This window comes from Kitasatospora sp. NPDC054939 (genome assembly GCF_053610105.1).
Window position 1 is genome coordinate 1 of record NZ_JBSGXP010000078.1, and the last position, 17,829, is coordinate 17,829.

The window sequence follows — 17,829 nt, forward strand, 5'->3', positions numbered from 1 at the left end:
GCTCGGTGTTGTGTATACCCGCCAGGCGCGGTGGTGCCGGGCGGGCCCGCGGCCGGCGGGCGCCCGGGGCGGGGCGTCCGCGGACGCCCCGCCCGGTCAGTACGGGTACACGCCGCCCAGCTGCGGCGGCGGATCGCCGAAGCCCTCGGCCACCCGCTTGTGGTAGGTCGCCCGGTCGACGACCTCCAGGCCGACGATCTCCCACGGCGGCAGTTTCGCGGTGGCCTTGTGCTCGCCCCACAGCCGCAGCGCCATCGCCGCCGCGTCGTGCAGGTCGCGGGCCTGCTCCCAGTAGCGGATCTCGGCGTGGTCGGCCGCGTACCGGGCGGTGAGGAAGAAGGAGTGGTCGTGCGCCAGCCGCTCCAGGCCGGCCCGCAGCGCGGTCAGCGGGGTGACCTGCCCCGCGACGCTCAGCACGACGTGCCACAGCCGGGCCTGCTCCGGCCCGGCCGGCGGTTCGGCCTCGGCCCGGCGCTCGGGCCGCACCGACCGGACCGGGCGGGCGGCGGCCGGTCCGCCCGCATCGGCCGGCTCCGGGTCGCCGCCGCGCCCGCCGTCGATGCTGGTCAGCCGTCGGCCTGCCGGTCCTCCCGTCAGCGCTGCCTCACGCCCGTGTTCCACCGGCGGCCTCCTGTTCGGCGCTGTCGTCCTCGACGCTGTCGTCCCCTCGTCCGCCCCGGGGCCCGGGCCCGGTGCGGGCCGCTGCCCGCTGCCCCGCGCGGGCGGGTCGGCCCGGCGGCCGTCCGGGGCGTCAGGCGCGCAGGACGACCAGGTCGTCGCGGTGGACGACCTCGCGCTCGTACGCGGCGCCGAACTCCTGGGCCAGCTCCCGGGTCGACCGGCCGAGCAGGCGGGGCAACTCCCTCGCATCAAAGTTGACCAGTCCGCGCGCCACGATGTGGCCGTTTTCGGCAAGAAGGTCCACCGGATCGCCCGCGGCGAAGTCCCCGTCGACCCCGACGACCCCGGCCGGGAGCAGCGAGGCGCCCCCGGAGACGACGGCCGCCACGGCGCCCTCGTCGAGGTGCAGGGCGCCGCGCGGGGTGCTGGCGTGGGCGAGCCAGAGCATCCGGTCCGAGGAGCGGCTGCCGGTGCGCAGGAACAGCGTGCCGGTGGGCCGGCCCGCCAGCGCGTCGGCGGCCTGGCTGGCGGCGGTCAGCACCACGGGGATGCCTGCGCCGGTGGCGATCCGGGCGGCCTCGACCTTGGTGACCATGCCGCCGGTGCCGACCCCGGCCTTGCCGGCGCTGCCGATCTCGATGCCGTCCAGGTCCTGCGGGCCGGCGACCACCCCGATCCGGCTGGTGCCGGGGCGGCTCGGGTCGCCGTCGTAGAGGCCGTCGACGTCGGAGAGCAGCACCAGCAGGTCGGCGCGGACCAGGTGGGCGACCAGCGCGGCAAGCCGGTCGTTGTCACCGAACTTGATTTCGGCGGTGGCGACCGTGTCGTTCTCGTTGACGATCGGCATCGCGCCCATCGCCAGCAGCTGGTCCAGGGTCCGGTACGCGTTCCGGTAGTGGGCGCGCCGGCTGGCGTCCTCGGCGGTCAGCAGCACCTGGCCGACCCGGATGCCGTACCGGGCGAAGGAGGCGGTGTAGCGGGCGACCAGCAGTCCCTGGCCGACGCTGGCGGCGGCCTGCTGGCGGGCGAGGTCCTTGGGGCGCTGCTCCAGGCCGAGCGGGGCGAGGCCGGCCGCGATCGCACCGGAGGAGACCAGGACGACCTCGGGGGCGCCGGCGCGGCCGCGCACCTTGGCGAGCGCGTCGACCAGGGCGTCCACCCGGTCGGCGTCCAGCCCTCCGGAGGCGGTGGTCAGTGACGAGGAGCCGACCTTGACGACGATCCGCCGTGCGGTCAGCACCTCTTCCCGGAGTGCATCGTCACGCATGTGCTCTGGCGCCCTTCGCTGTGTGGTGCGGGTACGACGGGCCCGGCCCGGCCGCTGCGGGCAATCTACGCGATCGGCGCACCCGCCTCGTACGGCATTTCATCCGGTGGACCGGGCCGCGGACGGACCGGGCGCGCCGTTCGGACACCAATTCGATCGACTGGTAGGGTCCCTGACCGCAAGCCAGATCGGGGGACGGCTTCTTGCCCGCTGTTTACCCATGTCTCCGACCGTTTTCGGATCGGGCACCACCGCAGGGGCAGGCCGGTGACGGTGCGCGGACGGGTGCCCAGGAACACGTGCACCGATGCGCAACCACACCATGAAGCTCACCGTCGCCGCGCTCGCGGCGGCCACCGCCCTGTCGCTGACCGCCTGCGGGCCGGAGAACAGCGACCCGGCCGGCGGGGTCGCCGGCCCCGGCGGCGGCACCGCTCCGGCCGCGAGCACCCCGGCCGGGGGCGGCTCGGCGGGCGGCGCGGGCGGTTCGACCGCCTCCGCCCCGGCCGGCGGGACCGCCGGGAGCACCGGCGGGAGCACCGCCGGCGCGAACGGCACCGGGGGCGCGGGGGGCGCCACACCGTCCGCGAGCGCGACCGGCGGCGCAGGGGCTCCGCAGGCCGCCACCGCCGTCAAGTACGGCCAGCCCGCCACCGTCGACTTCGCCGACAAGAACGCCAAGGTCGCGACCAAGCTCCAGATCACCGTGACCGGCGTCGAGGTCGGCTCGCTGGCCGAGCTGACCGCCGCCAAGGTCAACACCGTCGGCCTGGACGGCCGCACCCCGATGTACGTCCGGTACACCATGCAGAACGTCGGGGACGCGAGCCTCTCCTTCACCGCCCCGGACTCCAAGCTGGTGCTCTTCGACAACACCGGCCGCAAGGGCCTCAACGTCATCAGCGCCGCCAACCCGCTGCCCAAGTGCACGGGTGCGAAGTTCCAGGGCTTCGGCAAGGGCAGCACCGTCACCGGCTGCGTGATCATCGCCACCACCGGCACCGCGCCCGCCTCGGTCGGCTACACCGACCTGACCGACAACCTCAAGCTCCAGGCCTCCTGGGCCAAGTGACGCCCGGTCGGCCATGCCGAAGCGGCCCCCGCTCCCCGGAAGGGGGCGGGGGCCGCTCGCGTACGACGGCGGGCCGGCGGACCGTCAGTGGTCCTCGTCGCCCTCGATCTCGGCCTGGCGGCCGCTGGAGAGCGCCTCGAAGGCGAGGAACTCGGCCTCGGCGGCGTCCCGGCCCTTCTGCTTGTCGCGGCGGCGGTCCACCGCCGGGCGCTGGGTCTCGAACCGGTGGTCCTCACCGCGGCGGCCGAGCATCTCGGCACCGGCGGCCATGGTCGGCTCCCAGTCGAAGACGACGGCGTTCTCGTCCGAGCCGATGATGACGGTGTCGCCCTCCTGGGCGCCCACCTTCCACAGCTTCTCCTCGACGCCGAGGCGGGCCAGCCGGTCGGCCAGGTAGCCGACGGCCTCGTCGTTGGAGAAGTCGGTCTGGCGGACCCAGCGCTCCGGCTTGACACCGCGGATGCGGAAGGCGCCGTCCTCCTCGGTGATGGTGAAGCCCGCGTCGTCCACGGCCTTGGGCCGCAGCACGATCCGGGTGGACTCCTCGACCGGCTTGGCGGCACGCGCCTGGCCGACGATCTGCGCCAGGGCGAAGCTGAGCTCGCGCAGGCCCGCGCGGGAGGCCGCGGAGACCTCGAACACCCGGTAGCCGCGCTCCTCCAGGGAGGCCCGGGTGAGGTCGGCGATGTCCTGGCCGTCCGGGACGTCCACCTTGTTCAGCGCGACCAGGCGCGGACGGTCCTCCAGACCGCCGTACTCGGCCAGCTCGGACTCGATGGTCTCCAGGTCGCTCAGCGGGTCGCGGCCGGGCTCCAGGGTCGCGCAGTCCAGCACGTGCACCAGGACGGAGCAGCGCTCGACGTGCCGCAGGAACTCCAGGCCGAGGCCGCGGCCCTGGCTGGCGCCGGGGATCAGGCCCGGCACGTCGGCGATGGTGTAGACGGTCTCGCCGGCGGTGACCACGCCCAGGTTTGGCACCAGGGTGGTGAACGGGTAGTCGGCGATCTTCGGCTTGGCCGCGGAGAGCACCGAGATCAGCGAGGACTTGCCGGCGCTCGGGTAGCCGACCAGCGCGACGTCGGCGACGGACTTGAGCTCCATCACGATGTCGCGGTACTCGCCCGGCTCGCCGAGCAGCGCGAAGCCGGGCGCCTTGCGGCGGGCCGAGGCCAGCGCCGCGTTGCCCAGGCCGCCGCGGCCGCCGGCGGCGGCGACGAAGCTGGTGCCGTGGCCGACCAGGTCCGCGAGGACGTTGCCCTGGCGGTCGAGCACCACCGTGCCGTCCGGCACCGGCAGGACGAGGTCGTGGCCCTCGGCGCCGGTGCGGTTGCCGCCCGCGCCCGGCTTGCCGTTGGTGGCCTTGCGCTTGGGCGAGTGGTGGTACTCCAGCAGGGTGGTGACCTGGGAGTCCACGGTGAGGATGACGCTGCCGCCCTCACCGCCGTTGCCGCCGTCGGGGCCGCCGAGCGGCTTGAACTTCTCCCGGTGCACGGAGGCGCAGCCGTGGCCCCCGTTACCCGCGGCGACGTGAAGCTCGACGCGGTCCACGAAGGTGGTCATGGGGTGTGCCTCCAGTGCGACATACGAAAGGTTTGTCCTGCTTCAAACGCGAAGGGTGAGCCGGAGCATTCCGGCCCACCCTTCATTGTGAGTCTCAGGAGACTCGCGAGTCCCGCTGGACTCAGGCCTCGACGGCCACGATGTTGACGACCTTGCGGCCGCGACGGTTGCCGAACTGCACGGCACCGGCGGTCAGCGCGAACAGGGTGTCGTCGCCACCGCGACCGACGCCCGCACCCGGGTGGAAGTGGGTGCCGCGCTGGCGGACGAGGATCTCGCCGGCGGAGACGACCTGGCCGCCGAAGCGCTTGACGCCGAGGCGCTGGGCGTTCGAGTCACGGCCGTTACGGGTAGAGCTTGCGCCCTTCTTGTGTGCCATCTCGCTATCCCCTTACTTGCTGACGGAGTCGATGCTCGTGATCCGCACAGCGGTGTGCTGCTGGCGGTGACCCTGGCGGCGACGGTAGCCGGTCTTGTTCTTGTAGCGCAGGATGACGATCTTGTCGCCCTTGGTCTGGTCGACCACCTCGGCGTGAGCCTTCACGCCGGCGAGGACCCACGGGTCGGAGGTGACGGCTTCGCCGTCGACCACCAGAACGGTCGAGAGCTCGACCGAGTCACCCGGCTTGGCCTCAATACGGTCGATCTCCAGCACGTCGCCCACGGCGACCTTGTGCTGGCGCCCGCCTGCGCGAACGATCGCGTACATGCGGTACCCACTTTCCTAACTCGGTCGGACTCCCGACGCCAGCCACCTGGGTACGGACACAGGGGCCTCTCCCCGGCTTCCTTGCGGAGGCCTGGGAGGTGATGTGCTCGGGAGCAAGGCGCAGACACGCCGATGGTCAAGAATACGGACCGGGAGCCGGTGGGGCAAACCGGCCCGTACGAACGCCGGAGGGGCGGGCACTGCGTCCCGCCCCTCCGGTCCGACGGGCACTACTCGGCGGCCGTATCACCTTCGGCAGCCGCGGCCTTCTTGGCCGCCGCGCTGGTCCGCTTGGTCGCGGTCTTGCGGGCGGTGGTCTTCTTCGCCGCTGCCGTCGTCTTCTTGGCAGCGGTCTTCTTGGCGGCGGCCTTGCGCGGCGCCCGCTTCTTCGGGGCCGGCGCCTCCTCGGCGGACTCCTCGGCAGCGGCCTCGGCGGACTCCGCAGCGGCGGGCCCCTCGGCAGCGGCCTCGGTGTCACCCTCCGCGGCGGCGGCCTCGACGGCCGGCTCCTCGGCGGCCTCGACGACCGGCTCGGCGACCGGCTCCGGGGCCTCGGCGGCAGCCTCGACGGCGGCCTCCGCCACCGGCTCGGCGACCGGCTCGGCCTGCGCCTCGGTACCGCCGGCGGCAGCGCTCAGCGCCGCCTCCAGCGCCGCGTCGGCACGGGCCTGCAGCACCACGATCTCGGCCTCGGCCGGGGCACCCGCCGGGGCGGTCGCCTTGCGCACCGCACGTCGGCGCGGGCGGCCGGTGACCGGCGCGACGGCCGGCGCCTCGACCGGGGCGGCCGGGGCCTGCTCGGCCTGCGGCACCTCGATCGGCTCGGACGGCTCGACGGCCTCGACCGGCTCCACGGACACCGCGGCCTCGACCGGCTCGACGACGTCGTCCTCGACGAGGTCGAGCTCCTCGGCCGACTCCAGCACCGCCTCGACGGCCTGCGGCTCGTCCTGCCCCGCACCGCCCTTGCCCCGGCGCCGGCGCTTGCCGCCGCCCTGGGCCGCGGGCTCGCCGGCGGCGTGCACGTGGCCGCCGCCGCCCTGGGCGGTCGGCTGCTCCATGTGCACGATCACGCCGCGGCCGTTGCAGTGCACGCACGCCTCGGAGAAGGACTCCAGCAGGCCCTGGCCGACCCGCTTGCGGGTCATCTGCACCAGGCCCAGCGAGGTGACCTCGGCCACCTGGTGCTTGGTCCGGTCCCGGCCCAGGCACTCCAGCAGGCGGCGCAGCACCAGGTCGCGGTTGGACTCCAGCACCATGTCGATGAAGTCGATCACGATGATGCCGCCGAGGTCGCGCAGCCGCAGCTGGCGGACGATCTCCTCGGCCGCCTCGATGTTGTTGCGGGTGACGGTCTCCTCAAGGTTGCCGCCCTGGCCGACGAACTTGCCGGTGTTGACGTCGATGACGACCATCGCCTCGGTGCGGTCGATCACCAGCGAACCGCCGCTGGGCAGCCAGACCTTGCGGTCCAGCGCCTTCATCAGCTGCTCGTCGATCCGGTAGGTGGCGAACACGTCCACCTCGGAGGTCCACCGCTGCAGGCGCTCGGTGAGGTCCGGGGCCACGTTGGAGACGTAGTCGTGGATGGTGTTCCACGCCTCGGTGCCCGAGACGATGACCTTGGTGAAGTCCTCGTTGAAGATGTCGCGGACGACCCGGACGGTCATGTCCGGCTCGCCGTACAGCAGCGCCGGGGCGTTGCCGGTGGCGGCCTTCTTCTGGATGTCCTCCCACTGCTGCTGCAGCCGCTGGACGTCGCGGGTCAGCTCCTCCTCGGAGGCGCCCTCGGCGGCCGTGCGCACGATGACGCCGGCGTCGTCCGGGACGATCTTCTTGAGGATCTGCTTCAGGCGGGCGCGCTCGTTCTCCGGCAGCTTGCGGGAGATGCCGGTCATCGAGCCCTCGGGCACGTACACCAGGTAGCGGCCGGGCAGCGAGATCTGGCTGGTCAGGCGGGCGCCCTTGTGGCCGATCGGGTCCTTGGAGACCTGCACCAGCACGGACTGGCCGGACTTCAGCACCGACTCGATCCGGCGCGGGCCGCCGTGGCCGCCGAGCGCGCCGAAGTTGACCTCACCGGCGTACAGCACCGCGTTGCGGCCCTTGCCGATGTCGACGAAGGCGGCCTCCATCGACGGCAGCACGTTCTGGACCTTGCCCAGGTAGACGTTGCCGACGTACGAGGTGGCCTGCTCCTTGTTGACGTAGTGCTCGACGAGCACGCCGTCCTCCAGGACGCCGATCTGGGTGCGCTGGCCGTTCTGGCGCACCACCATGACGCGCTCGACCGACTCGCGGCGGGCCAGGAACTCGGCCTCGGTGATGATCGGCACCCGGCGGCGGCCCAGCTCGCGGCCCTCGCGGCGGCGCTGCTTCTTGGCCTCCAGGCGGGTGGAGCCCTTGATGGACTGCACCTCGTCCGGGTCGAACGACGGCTCGGTGGAGCGGCGGCGCGGCTCGCGCACCTTCACCACGGTCCGGACGCCGTCCTCGGTGGTCTCGGCGCTCTCGGCGGGACCGGCCTCACCGCTGCGGCGGCGACGGCGGCGACGGCGGCGGGAGGTCGCCAGGCCGGCGGCGAGGTCGTCCTCGTCCTCCTCGCCTTCGCCCTCGTCCTCGGCCTCGGCGGACACCGGCTCCTCGACGGGCTGCTCGGTCTCGGCGGCCTCGGCCTCGAAGTCCTCGGCCTCACCGCGGCGGCGGCGACGGCCGCCCCGACGGCGGCGGCGGGACGGGCGGTCCTCCTCCCACTCGGCCTCCTGCTCGGGGCCGGCGGCGGGGGCGGTCTCGACGGCCTGCGGCTCCTCGGCGGGCACCTCGACCGCCTGCGGCTCGACGGCCTTCGGGGCGGCGGTCTTCGGCGCGGCGGCCTTCGGGGCCGCGGCCTTCGCGGCGGCCCTGGCGGCTGCCCGGCCACGGGCCGGCGGCTGTACCCGGACGGGCGTGCGGCGGCGGCGGCCGACGCCGCTGTACTCGTACTCGTCGTCGTGCGCCTCGCCCCCCTCGACGGCCTCCGGCTCGGCCGGCGACTCGGCGACGGGCTGCGGGGCGGCGGCCGGGGCCGCGGGGGCGGTGTAGGGCGCCGGCTCCTGGAAGACCGGGGCCTGGAAGATCGCGGTGGACGGGCGGACCGCGCGGCGGCGCACCCGGTGCGGCGGCTCGGCCTCGGCGGCCGGGGCGGGCTGCACCACGGGCGCGGCCTCGACCGGGGCCTGCTCGGCGGCGGGCTCCTCCTCGGCGGCCGGCTCCTCGGCGACGGGCTCGGCGACGGCCTCCTCGGCCACCGGCTCCTCGACCGGGGCCTCGGCGACGCGGCGGCGGCGGGTCCGGCGGGCCGGCTTCTCGGCCGGCTCCTCGGCGGCGGGGGCCTCGACGGCCTCCTCGGCCACCGGCTCCTCGGCGACGGCGGCGGGCTCCTCGGCCGGGGTCTCGACGACCGGGGCGGCCTCGGCGCGCTTGCGGGTCCGGCGGGCCCGGGCGGGCTTCTCGGCCGGGGCCTCGACGGCGGCGGGCTCGGCCGCGGGCGCCTCGGCGACCGGGGCGGCGGCGCTCTCGGCGGCCTCCGGTGCGGTGACCACGATCGCGGTGGCCTCGGGCGCACCGGCGGGTGCCTCGGCACGCTTGCGGGTCCGGCGGGCCCGGACCGGCTTCTCGGCGGGCGCCTCGGCGACCGGGGCGGCCTCGACCGGCTCGGCGGCCGGAGCGGCAGCCTGGGCCTCGGCCGGGATGACCGTCTCGGCGGCCTCGACGGCAGCGCCCTGCGGGGTGCCCGCGGGGCGGGAGACCGCGCGGCGACGGCGGCGCGGCGGCGGCGCGGTGGAGACGCCGTCGACGCCGGTCACGGCGTTCTCGTTCTGCTCCGGCGCCGCACTCTGCTGCGGATCGGTGTTATCGAGCATGCGGGTGGATCTCCCGTCAGGCCCCCGGGCTCCGCATCCGGGCACGGCGCGGCACCGGCGGCCGGCCGGCATCGGTGACGATGCTCGGGCCGGACCTTTCACGGTGCCGCCGTACGGACGCGAGGCCGCACAGGGGCTCGTAGTCTCGCTCGGCGCCCCGCCCTCGGCGGGGTGTCGAAAGTCTTCTGGTCTGACCAGTCTTCTGAGGTTTTCCCAAGCTTCGCCGTCCCCCAACCCCGGGTGGCTCCCGGACGGGGTCCTCGGGCCCACCGACCGTCCTGGTCGGCGGGCCGCAAGAGGCCGGCCTGTGCTTCGACGACGCTCGCTCCCCTGGGGAGCAGCGGCGGCCCGGAGGGCGATCAGGTCCAGGGATCTGGACCCGGCCTCTCCTCCCGCTAGGCGGACGCGGTTGCGCGCGGCTCGCCGGCCGCCACAGGGCCGGTGGGGGCCGCGGCGCGGTCGAGCGCCAGCGGGTCGGACACCGTGCCGGACTCCTCGTCGAGCGGCCCCTGCGCCAGCCTGGTCACCTCTGCGGGGACCGGCGGCGCCAGGTCGGCCGTCGCACGGAGACCGGACAATACGTCGTCGGGTCGTACGGCGGGTGTGGCGTGTCGTACTACCAGGCGCAGTATCGCACAGGGTCGGCCCGTCCGAACATCGCGGGGCCCCGCACCCGCCGTGTCCGCACCGTCGCCGACCTGCGACTGGACGAGTTCGAGTGCGGCGACCGCACCGCGCGCGTCGAAGATCCGCACGCCGTTCTTGGTCAGCCGTTCGACCTCGACGCGCTCCTCGGCCAGGAAGAGGCCGATCGCGCGGGCCGCTTCCTCGCCGGTGACACCGTCCAGGCGGACCTGCCACTCGGAGGCCTCCAGGCGCTCCACGAAGTTCGGGGTGCGCACCTCGACCGCGTCGATGATGTCCAGGCCGGCCGGCAGCGACTCGTCGAGCTGCGCGCGCAGCTGCTCCGGGTCACGCGGGGCGGCGAGGCCGATCTCCAGGTACTCCGCCTCGCTCGCCACACCGGTGGGGGCGGCGTTGGCGTACGAGACCTTGGGGTGCGGGGTGAAGCCGGCCGAGTAGGCCATCGGGACGGCCGAGCGGCGCAGTGCGCGCTCGAAGGCGCGCTGGAAGTCGCGGTGGCTGGTGAAGCGGAGCCGGCCGCGCTTCGTGTAGCGGAGACGGATGCGCTGCACCGTCGGTGCGGGCGGCGGACCGTCGGGCGTACGGCGTGCCAGGGTCGCTCAGTCCTTAGTCAGTTGTCCCCGTCCGGTACGGCGGTTTCCCGCCACTGTCCGGACTCTGTCACCTCAAAGGGTACGCGCCCGCGCGGGCCCCTCGCTCCGCCCCTGGTCAGCGGAGGTACGGACGACCCCCGGCCGGAGTTCTCCGGCCGGGGGTCGCGGGTGCCGTACGGGCGGGCCGCCCGCCGCTACTTGACGACGGTCAGCGGCAGCAGCTTCTTGCCGGTCGGGCCGATCTGGATGTGGGTGTCCATCTGCGGACATAAAGCGACAGGACCACATCCGACCACCGGCCGCCTCGTTCCGTGGACACCAAACCGACACGGAACTCACGGCAGGTGCACTGGCGCGAGAACGACCTCACGCTCCTCGCCGAACTGCTGACGGATGAATGCTCTCTCCCCTGGAACGCACCTCGTGCTCTCCTGTCGGTGAGACTCTCGACCTTCACTGCCGACACCACATCGCCGGTGCGCCAGGAACTCGATCTACGGCAACTGGCACGGGATCGCGGCTTCCGCGTCGTCGGCGTGGCCAGCGACCTGAACGCCTCGGCGACCCGGGTCCCTCCGTGGAAACGCCGGCAGTTGGGGCACTGGCTGAACGATCGGGCTCCGGACTTCGACGTCCTGCTCTTCTGGAAGCTGGACCGCTTCGTCCGCCGTCTGACCGACCTGAACGTCATGATCGCCTGGTGCGCGGACCATGGGAAGAACATGGTCTCGAAGCACGAAGCCATCGACCTGTCCACAGCAGCGGGCAAGGAGCTCGCGAAGGTGATCGGCAGCGTGGCCGAACTGGAGGCGGGCGGCACCAGCACGCGCGTCACCAGTCTCTGGGCGTACACGAAGACCCAGTCGGACTGGCTCGCAGGGAAGCCCCCCTACGGCTACACGACGGATGCCGGAGGCAAGCTGGTCGTCGAGCCCGGCGCCTGCCGCGTTCTGCGCTGGTGCCACGGCGCGGCACTGCGTGGGGTGTCGGCGCGCCGGATGGCCGCAGTGCTCCTCCGGGCCCGGGTCACCACCGGCGGCGGAGGCCGGTGGACCGCCGCAACGCTCCTGCGTCGCTTGCGGAATCCGGCGCTGCGCGGGTGGCGGGTCGAGGCGGACGGGGATGCGGGCACCCGCCGGTCGAGAATCGTGTGCGACCGGAAGGGCAACCCCATTCGGGTGGCCGATCCGATCTTCAGCGAGCGGGAGTGGCAGTCGCTGCAGGCGGCACTCGACTGCAGGGCCGTCGCCCAGCCCCGCCGGAGCCCCGGCGGCGTCACCGAGTTCCTGGGAGTTCTGGTGTGTGCGGACTGTGACACCAACATGACGGTCCAGCGGACCAGGACGAATCAGCGCACTTACGCCTACCTGCGCTGTCGGACCTGCCCGAGCGGAGGTCTGGGAGCACCGCAGCCGGATGCCGTGTACGGAAGGCTCTTCACCGAGGCCATGACCAGACTGGGATCGCTGCCCGTGCGCGTACGGGAGTACCAGGCGGGTACGGGCGGCGGTGACGGGCCTACGGAATCCTGCTGGACGCTGTCCTCGAACGGCGACACCTTCGGCGACCGCTGGCAGCGCGAGGGGAGCGCGACCATGGCGGACGACCTGCGCCGGGCGCTGGTCACCTGCCGGGTCCGCCGGACGAGGGTCCCCGGGCAGAGAGCCCCTGAGGTGGGGCTGGAGTTGGCCGTTCCGCCGACTGTGGAGGAGGGGCTGATCGTCAAGCGGGACGTGTTCCCGGACGGAGCCCGCTGATGCCGTGTAGCACCAGAAACGTCGGGGGCACGTCGATCAGGAACAGCGTCGTATTATTGGCGAGCGCCCCGTACCGGTACGGGGCCGACGGCATCAGCACAGCGTTACTTGTTGACGACCGTCAGCGGCAGCAGCTTCTTGCCGGTGGGGCCGATCTGGATGTCGAGACCGAGCTGCGGGCAGACGCCGCAGTCGAAGCACGGGGTCCAGCGGCAGTCGTCGACCTCGACCTCCTCCAGGGCGTCCTGCCAGTCCTCCCAGAGCCAGTCCTTGTCCAGACCGCTGTCCAGGTGGTCCCAGGGCAGGACCTCCTCGTAGCTGCGCTCGCGGGTGGTGTACCAGTCGACGTCGACCCCGGTGCCGGCCAGCCCCTTCTCGGCGCTGGCCATCCAGCGGTCGTACGAGAAGTGCTCGCGCCAGCCGTCGAAGCGGCCGCCGTCGTCGTACACCGCGCGGATGATCGCGCCGACCCGGCGGTCGCCGCGGGAGAGCAGGCCCTCGACGATGCCGGGCTTGCCGTCGTGGTAGCGGTAGCCGATGTTCTTGCCGTACTTGCGGTCGCCGCGGATCGAGTCGCGCAGCTTGGCCAGCCGGGCGTCGGTGGCCTCGGCGGACAGCTGTGGGGCCCACTGGAACGGCGTGTGCGGCTTGGGCACGAAGCCGCCGATGGAGACGGTGCAGCGGATGTCGTTCTGACCGGTGACCTCGCGGCCCTTCTGGATGACGTTCTTCGCCATCTCGCCGATCTGCAGCACGTCCTCGTCGGTCTCGGTGGGCAGGCCGCACATGAAGTACAGCTTCACCTGCCGCCAGCCGTTGCCGTAGGCGGTGGCGACGGTGCGGATGAGGTCCTCCTCCGACACCATCTTGTTGATCACCTTGCGCATGCGCTCGCTGCCGCCCTCGGGGGCGAACGTGAGGCCCGAGCGGCGGCCGTTGCGGCTCAGCTCGTTGGCGAGGTCGATGTTGAAGGCGTCGACCCGGGTGGAGGGCAGCGACAGGCCGATCTTGTCCTCGGCGTAGCGGTCGGCCAGGCCCTTGGCGACGTCGCCGATCTCGGTGTGGTCGGCGCTGGAGAGCGACAGCAGGCCGACCTCCTCGAAGCCGGTCGCCTTCAGTCCGCGCTCGACCATCTCGCCGATGCCGGTGATGCTTCGCTCCCGCACGGGGCGCGTGATCATGCCGGCCTGGCAGAAGCGGCAGCCGCGGGTGCAGCCGCGGAAGATCTCGACGGACATCCGCTCGTGAACGGTCTCCGCGAGCGGGACCAGCGGCTGCTTCGGGTAGGGCCACTCGTCGAGGTCCATGACGGTGTGCTTGGAGACCCGCCACGGCACGCCCGGGGCGTTCGGCACGACGCGCCCGATCCGGCCGTCGGCCAGGTACTCGACGTCGTAGAACCGCGGGACGTACACCCCGCCGGTCTTCGCCAGGCGCAGCAGCAGCTCGTCGCGCCCGCCGGGGCGGCCCTCGGCCTTCCAGGCGCGGACGATCGCGGTGATGTCGAGGACGGCCTGCTCGCCGTCGCCGATCACCGCGCAGTCGATGAAGTCCGCGATCGGCTCGGGGTTGAACGCGGCGTGCCCGCCGGCCAGCACGATCGGGTCGTCCTCGGTGCGCTCGCGGGCCTCCAGCGGGATGCCGGCCAGGTCGAGGGCGGCCAGCATGTTGGTGTAGCCGAGCTCGGTGGAGAAGGAGAGCCCGAACACGTCGAAGGCCTTGACCGGGCGGTGCGCGTCCACCGTGAACTGCGGGACGCCGTGCTCGCGCATCAGCGCCTCCAGGTCCGGCCAGACGCTGTACGTCCGCTCGGCCAGCACGCCCTCGCGCTCGTTGAGCACCTCGTAGAGGATCATGACGCCCTGGTTGGGCAAGCCCACCTCGTAGGCGTCGGGGTACATCAGCGCCCAGCGGACGTCGCAGGCGTCCCAGTCCTTGACGGTCGAGTTGAGCTCGCCGCCGACGTACTGGATCGGCTTCTGGACGTGCGGGAGGAGTGCCTCCAGGCGTGGGAAGACCGATTCGACAGTCATGTACTAGGAACCCTTACGACGTGTGATGAGGTGTCGCCCGCACCGGCTCCCGCTCGCGGGACGGTGGGCAACGGCTGGGAGGGGTGACCCTCAAGGGTAGCCGACTCGGGGGGTCGTCCACCGGGACGCCCGTGGCGCCAGCACGGAGGGGCCGGCCCGGGGTGCTCGCCCCGGGCCGGCCCCTCGGCCGGCCTGCTACGCCGCTATCGGCCGCTGGCTCCGTACGGCCTGCAGCAGCCCGATCGCCACCCAGACCGCGAACATCGACGACCCCCCGTAGGAGACGAACGGCAGCGGGATGCCGGCGACCGGCATGATGCCCAGGCACATCCCGATGTTCTCGAAGGACTGGAAGGCGAACCAGGCCACCACCCCGGCCGCGACGATCGTCCCGTACAGGTCGGTGGCGTTGCGGGCGATCCGGCAGGCCCGCCAGAGCACCACGCCTAGCAGCAGGATTATCGCCAGGGCGCCGACGAATCCCAGTTCCTCGCCGGCGACCGTGAAGACGAAGTCGGTCTGCTGCTCGGGCACGAACTGGCCGGTGGTCTGGGTCCCCTGGAAGAGGCCCTTGCCGGTGAGCCCGCCGGAGCCGATCGCGATCCTGGCCTGGGCGGTGTTGTAGCCGACGCCGGACGGGTCGAGCGCCGGGTTGGCGAAGGCGGCGAAGCGGTCGATCTGGTACTTGCTGAGCACCCCGAGCTTCCAGATCGCGATGCAGCCGCCGATGCCGGCCAGGATCAGGCCGAACACCCAGCGGTTGGCCGCGCCGGAGGCCAGCAGGATGCCGAGCACGATGACGGCCATCACCATCACCGAGCCGGCGTCCGGCATCAGCATCACGATCGCCATCGGCAGGGTCGCCCAGACCAGCGCCCGCAGCACCGCCGGGTGCGGCGGGAACTCCCGCTCGCCCGCGTCGACCTGCGCCGAGAGCACCACGGCCATGCCCAGCACGATCGCCAGCTTGGCGAACTCGGCGGGCTGGATCGAGAAGCCGCCGCCGAACTGGATCCAGGAGTGCTGCCCGTTGATGGTCGAGCCGAGCGGGCTGAGGGTGGCGATCAGCATCCCGATCACGGCGATGTACAGGAACGGCACGACCGTGCGGAAGCGCCGGTTCCCTATCGCGATGACCACCGCGCAGAGTGCCAGCCCGATGATCAGGTTGGTGAGGTGCCGGTAGAGGAAGTACTGCGGGTCCCCGTGGGTGAGGTTGTCGCGGCCCCTGGTCGCCGACCAGACCAGCAGCGAGCTGCCCAGCGAGAGGACGAGCGCGGCGAGCAGCAGTATCCAGTCCAGCCGCCAGATCGGCGAGTCCTTGGCCAATGCCTTGGACACCCCGCGCCGCTGCGGGGCGAGCCGCAGCTGGCGGTACGAGCCGTAGGTGCTCATGCCCGGCTCCTTCCGGTGACCCGGGTGGGTTGTACGGCCGGCTCGGCCGGGGTCAGCACGGTCACCTGGCCGAGCGGCTGCGCCGGGTCGAGGAAGACCCGCGGGGAGGGGCCGCCCACGCCGGGGTCGCCGTACGCGGCCTGCTTGATGATCGCGGTGCCGTCGGGGTTGAAGCTCGGCAGTTCAGCCTGCGGCTTGGGTAGCAGCGCCTTGCCGTTGTCGACGTTGCCCTTGTCGTCCACACCGTAGAGCGCCTGGTAGATCCGGCGCACGGAGTCGCCGGAGCCGCCGGAGCCGGTGCCGCCCTGGCTTATCGTCATCACGACCGCGTAGTCGCGGCTGTACGTGGTCAGGTACGAGGTCGTCTGCTTGCCCTCGACCTCCGCGGTGCCGGTCTTGGCGTGCAGCTCGATCTTGCCCTGCGGCCAGCCGACGCCGGTGAACTTCCAGGCCGCGGTACCGGTGGAGACGACGCCCTCGGTGGCCTGGTCGATGTACTGCAGCGACTTGGCGTCGATCGGCAGCTTGCCGTCCTCGTGCGGGGCGATCTCGCGGACCAGTTCGCCGCTGGGGCTGACCACGGCCTTGGCGACGGTGGGCCGCCAGAGCGTGCCGCCGTTGGCGAGCGCCGAGTAGATCCGGGCCATCTGCAGCGGGGTGACGAGGGTGTCGCCCTGGCCGATGGCGTAGTTGACGGCGTCACCGGCGCGCAGCACGTAGCCGTCGACGCAGTTCTCCTTGGCGATCAGGTCGGTGTACTCCTTGCCGCCCTTCTCGGCCTGCCGGCACCAGGCGTCCCGGTTGGCGTCGAAGAAGGACTGCTTCCACTGCCGGTCGGGCACCCGGCCGGGGGCCTCGGAGGGCAGGTCGATGCCGGTCTTGGCGCCGAGGCCGAACTGGTGGGCGGTCTTGTAGAACCAGTCCTTGGTCTCCTTCTTGGGCTTGATGCCGCCGTCGGCCATCCACTGGTCGTAGGCGAGCCCGTAGAAGACGGTGTCGCAGGAGACCTCCAGGGCGCGGGCCAGCGTGATGCTGCCGTGGCCCTGGCTCTCGAAGTTCTTGAACTCGCGCCCGCCGATGGTCAGGCTGCTCGGGCAGGGGTAGTTGCCGTTGAGCGCGTAGCCGGCCTGCGCGGCCGCGGCGGTGGAGACCACCTTGAAGGTGGAGCCGGGGGCGGACTGACCCTGTATGGCCCGGTTGAGCAGCGGGAAGTTGGACTCCTTGGTGGTCAGCCCCTGGTAGTCCTTGCCGGAGATGCCGCCCTGCCAGATGTTGGGGTCGTAGGTCGGCGCGCTGGCCATCGCGATGATCCGGCCGGTCTTGACGTCCATCACGACGGCGGCGCCGGAGTCGGCCTCGTAGTTGCGCCGGGTGTTCTTGTCCCAGACCTTGCGGGCCTCCTCCATGGCGGCCTTGAGCTGGTCCTCGACGACCTTCTGCACCCGGGCGTCGATGCTGGTCACCAGGTTGTCGCCGGCCCGCGGCTCGACGGCGCCCGCGGTGCCGATGACCCGGCCGAGGTTGTCGACCTCCAGCTTGGTGATGCCGGTGGTGCCGCGCAGGTCGCGGTCGTACACCGACTCCAGTCCGGCGCGGCCGATCTGGTCGGCGGGCAGGTAGCGGTCCATGCCGGTCTTCTCGGCGGTCTTGGAGACCTCCTCGTCGGTGACCGGGGAGAGGTAGCCGAGGACCTGCGCCATGTTGGCGCCCTCGACGCCGGTGTAGTGGCGCACGGCGGTGGGCTGCGCGGTGACGCCGGGGAAGTCCTCGCGGCGCTCCATTATCTGCATCGCCTGCTGGGTGGTGGCGTCCTTGGTGACCGGGATCGGCTGGTAGGGCGAGCCGTTCCAGCAGGGCTGCGGGGTCTTGGGGTCGCAGAGCCGGACCTTCTCCTGGACGTCCTTGGCCTGCATCCCGAGCACCTCGGCGAGCCGGGTGAGCACCGCCTTGCCCTTGTCCTTCTGCTGCATCAGCGCGGTGCGGCTGACCGAGACCACCAGCTTGGTCTCGTTGCCGGCCAGGATGCGGCCCGAGGCGTCCAGGATCTCGCCGCGGACGGCCGGTTCGACGACCTCGCGGATGTGGTTGCCGGTCGCCTTGGCGGTGTACTCGCTGGCGCTGCGGATCTGCAGGTACCAGAGCCGTCCGCCGAGGGTGGCGAGCAGCGACAGCACCAGGATCTGCAGCACCACCAGCCGGATCGTCACCCGCCGGGTACGGCCGGTCTCGGGGATGTTGCTCACGTCTCGCGTGCTCCAGGGTGCGGGAGGGGTCG

At 72.6% G+C, this 17,829-nt stretch carries 12 protein-coding genes; 2 read left to right on the forward strand and 10 right to left on the reverse strand.

Annotation, left to right across the window (positions count from 1 at the left end):
- Positions 1 to 96 precede the first annotated feature (96 nt).
- Together ACWGB8_RS21945 and proB are read right to left on the reverse strand one after the other, a co-directional pair.
- Entirely contained in the window at positions 97 to 621 is a 525-nt protein-coding gene (locus tag ACWGB8_RS21945; RefSeq protein WP_452215233.1) for a hypothetical protein, read from the reverse strand.
- A 130-nt stretch (positions 622 to 751) separates the two neighbouring features.
- Positions 752 to 1,888 carry a glutamate 5-kinase gene (gene proB / locus ACWGB8_RS21950; RefSeq protein WP_452215234.1) on the reverse strand — a complete coding sequence of 379 codons (1,137 nt, stop codon included), beginning with the start codon at positions 1,886 to 1,888 and terminating at the stop codon, positions 752 to 754.
- Between the two features lie 307 nt (positions 1,889 to 2,195).
- On the opposite strand from proB, the gene ACWGB8_RS21955 reads away from it, so the two are divergent.
- Positions 2,196 to 2,960 carry a hypothetical protein gene (locus tag ACWGB8_RS21955; RefSeq protein ID WP_452215235.1) on the forward strand — a complete coding sequence of 255 codons (765 nt, stop codon included), beginning with the start codon at positions 2,196 to 2,198 and terminating at the stop codon, positions 2,958 to 2,960.
- 84 nt (positions 2,961 to 3,044) lie between these two features.
- Here ACWGB8_RS21955 and obgE read toward each other — a convergent pair whose 3' ends face one another.
- From obgE to ACWGB8_RS21980, 5 genes are all read right to left on the reverse strand, one after another.
- Positions 3,045 to 4,520: a GTPase ObgE gene (obgE, locus tag ACWGB8_RS21960; protein ID WP_452215236.1), complete on the reverse strand. Its 1,476-nt coding sequence runs from the start codon at positions 4,518 to 4,520 to the stop codon at positions 3,045 to 3,047.
- A 121-nt stretch (positions 4,521 to 4,641) separates the two neighbouring features.
- Positions 4,642 to 4,899: a 50S ribosomal protein L27 gene (rpmA, locus tag ACWGB8_RS21965; protein ID WP_030058248.1), complete on the reverse strand. Its 258-nt coding sequence runs from the start codon at positions 4,897 to 4,899 to the stop codon at positions 4,642 to 4,644.
- A gap of 12 nt (positions 4,900 to 4,911) precedes the next feature.
- Positions 4,912 to 5,229, reverse strand: a complete 318-nt coding sequence (gene rplU, locus ACWGB8_RS21970; RefSeq protein ID WP_452215237.1) for a 50S ribosomal protein L21 — start codon at positions 5,227 to 5,229, stop codon at positions 4,912 to 4,914.
- Between the two features lie 230 nt (positions 5,230 to 5,459).
- Positions 5,460 to 9,131: an Rne/Rng family ribonuclease gene (locus ACWGB8_RS21975; protein ID WP_452215238.1), complete on the reverse strand. Its 3,672-nt coding sequence runs from the start codon at positions 9,129 to 9,131 to the stop codon at positions 5,460 to 5,462.
- Between the two features lie 395 nt (positions 9,132 to 9,526).
- Complete coding sequence (locus ACWGB8_RS21980) at positions 9,527 to 10,327, reverse strand: TIGR03936 family radical SAM-associated protein (RefSeq protein WP_452215239.1); 801 nt, start codon at positions 10,325 to 10,327, stop codon at positions 9,527 to 9,529.
- 353 nt (positions 10,328 to 10,680) lie between these two features.
- Here ACWGB8_RS21980 and ACWGB8_RS21985 point away from each other — a divergent pair, with 353 nt between their 5' ends.
- A complete protein-coding gene (locus ACWGB8_RS21985) occupies positions 10,681 to 12,126 on the forward strand; it encodes a recombinase family protein (protein ID WP_452215240.1) in 1,446 nt (481 codons plus the stop codon).
- 104 nt (positions 12,127 to 12,230) lie between these two features.
- Here the strand turns inward: ACWGB8_RS21985 and ACWGB8_RS21990 are convergent, their stop codons facing one another.
- From ACWGB8_RS21990 to mrdA, 3 genes are all read right to left on the reverse strand, one after another.
- A complete protein-coding gene (locus ACWGB8_RS21990; RefSeq protein WP_452215241.1) occupies positions 12,231 to 14,159 on the reverse strand; it encodes a TIGR03960 family B12-binding radical SAM protein in 1,929 nt (642 codons plus the stop codon).
- 195 nt (positions 14,160 to 14,354) lie between these two features.
- The gene (gene rodA / locus ACWGB8_RS21995; RefSeq protein WP_452215242.1) at positions 14,355 to 15,554 is read right to left on the reverse strand and encodes a rod shape-determining protein RodA; all 1,200 of its coding nucleotides are present in this window, start codon (positions 15,552 to 15,554) and stop codon (positions 14,355 to 14,357) included.
- The gene (mrdA, locus tag ACWGB8_RS22000) at positions 15,551 to 17,797 is read right to left on the reverse strand and encodes a penicillin-binding protein 2 (RefSeq protein ID WP_452215243.1); all 2,247 of its coding nucleotides are present in this window, start codon (positions 17,795 to 17,797) and stop codon (positions 15,551 to 15,553) included. Before mrdA ends, rodA begins: the two co-directional genes overlap by 4 nt.
- Between the last annotated feature and the right edge of the window lie 32 nt (positions 17,798 to 17,829).

Excerpts from the sequence above, each read along its gene's own strand:
- ACWGB8_RS21955 (WP_452215235.1), top strand. The coding sequence starts at position 2,196 with ATGCGCAACCACACCATGAAGCTCACCGTCGCCGCGCTCGCGGCGGCC.
- proB (WP_452215234.1), bottom strand. The coding sequence starts at position 1,888 with ATGCGTGACGATGCACTCCGGGAAGAGGTGCTGACCGCACGGCGGATC.
- ACWGB8_RS21990 (WP_452215241.1), bottom strand. The coding sequence starts at position 14,159 with ATGACTGTCGAATCGGTCTTCCCACGCCTGGAGGCACTCCTCCCGCAC.
- rpmA (WP_030058248.1), bottom strand. The coding sequence starts at position 4,899 with ATGGCACACAAGAAGGGCGCAAGCTCTACCCGTAACGGCCGTGACTCG.
- ACWGB8_RS21975 (WP_452215238.1), bottom strand. The coding sequence starts at position 9,131 with ATGCTCGATAACACCGATCCGCAGCAGAGTGCGGCGCCGGAGCAGAAC.
- rplU (WP_452215237.1), bottom strand. The coding sequence starts at position 5,229 with ATGTACGCGATCGTTCGCGCAGGCGGGCGCCAGCACAAGGTCGCCGTG.
- rodA (WP_452215242.1), bottom strand. The coding sequence starts at position 15,554 with ATGAGCACCTACGGCTCGTACCGCCAGCTGCGGCTCGCCCCGCAGCGG.
- obgE (WP_452215236.1), bottom strand. The coding sequence starts at position 4,520 with ATGACCACCTTCGTGGACCGCGTCGAGCTTCACGTCGCCGCGGGTAAC.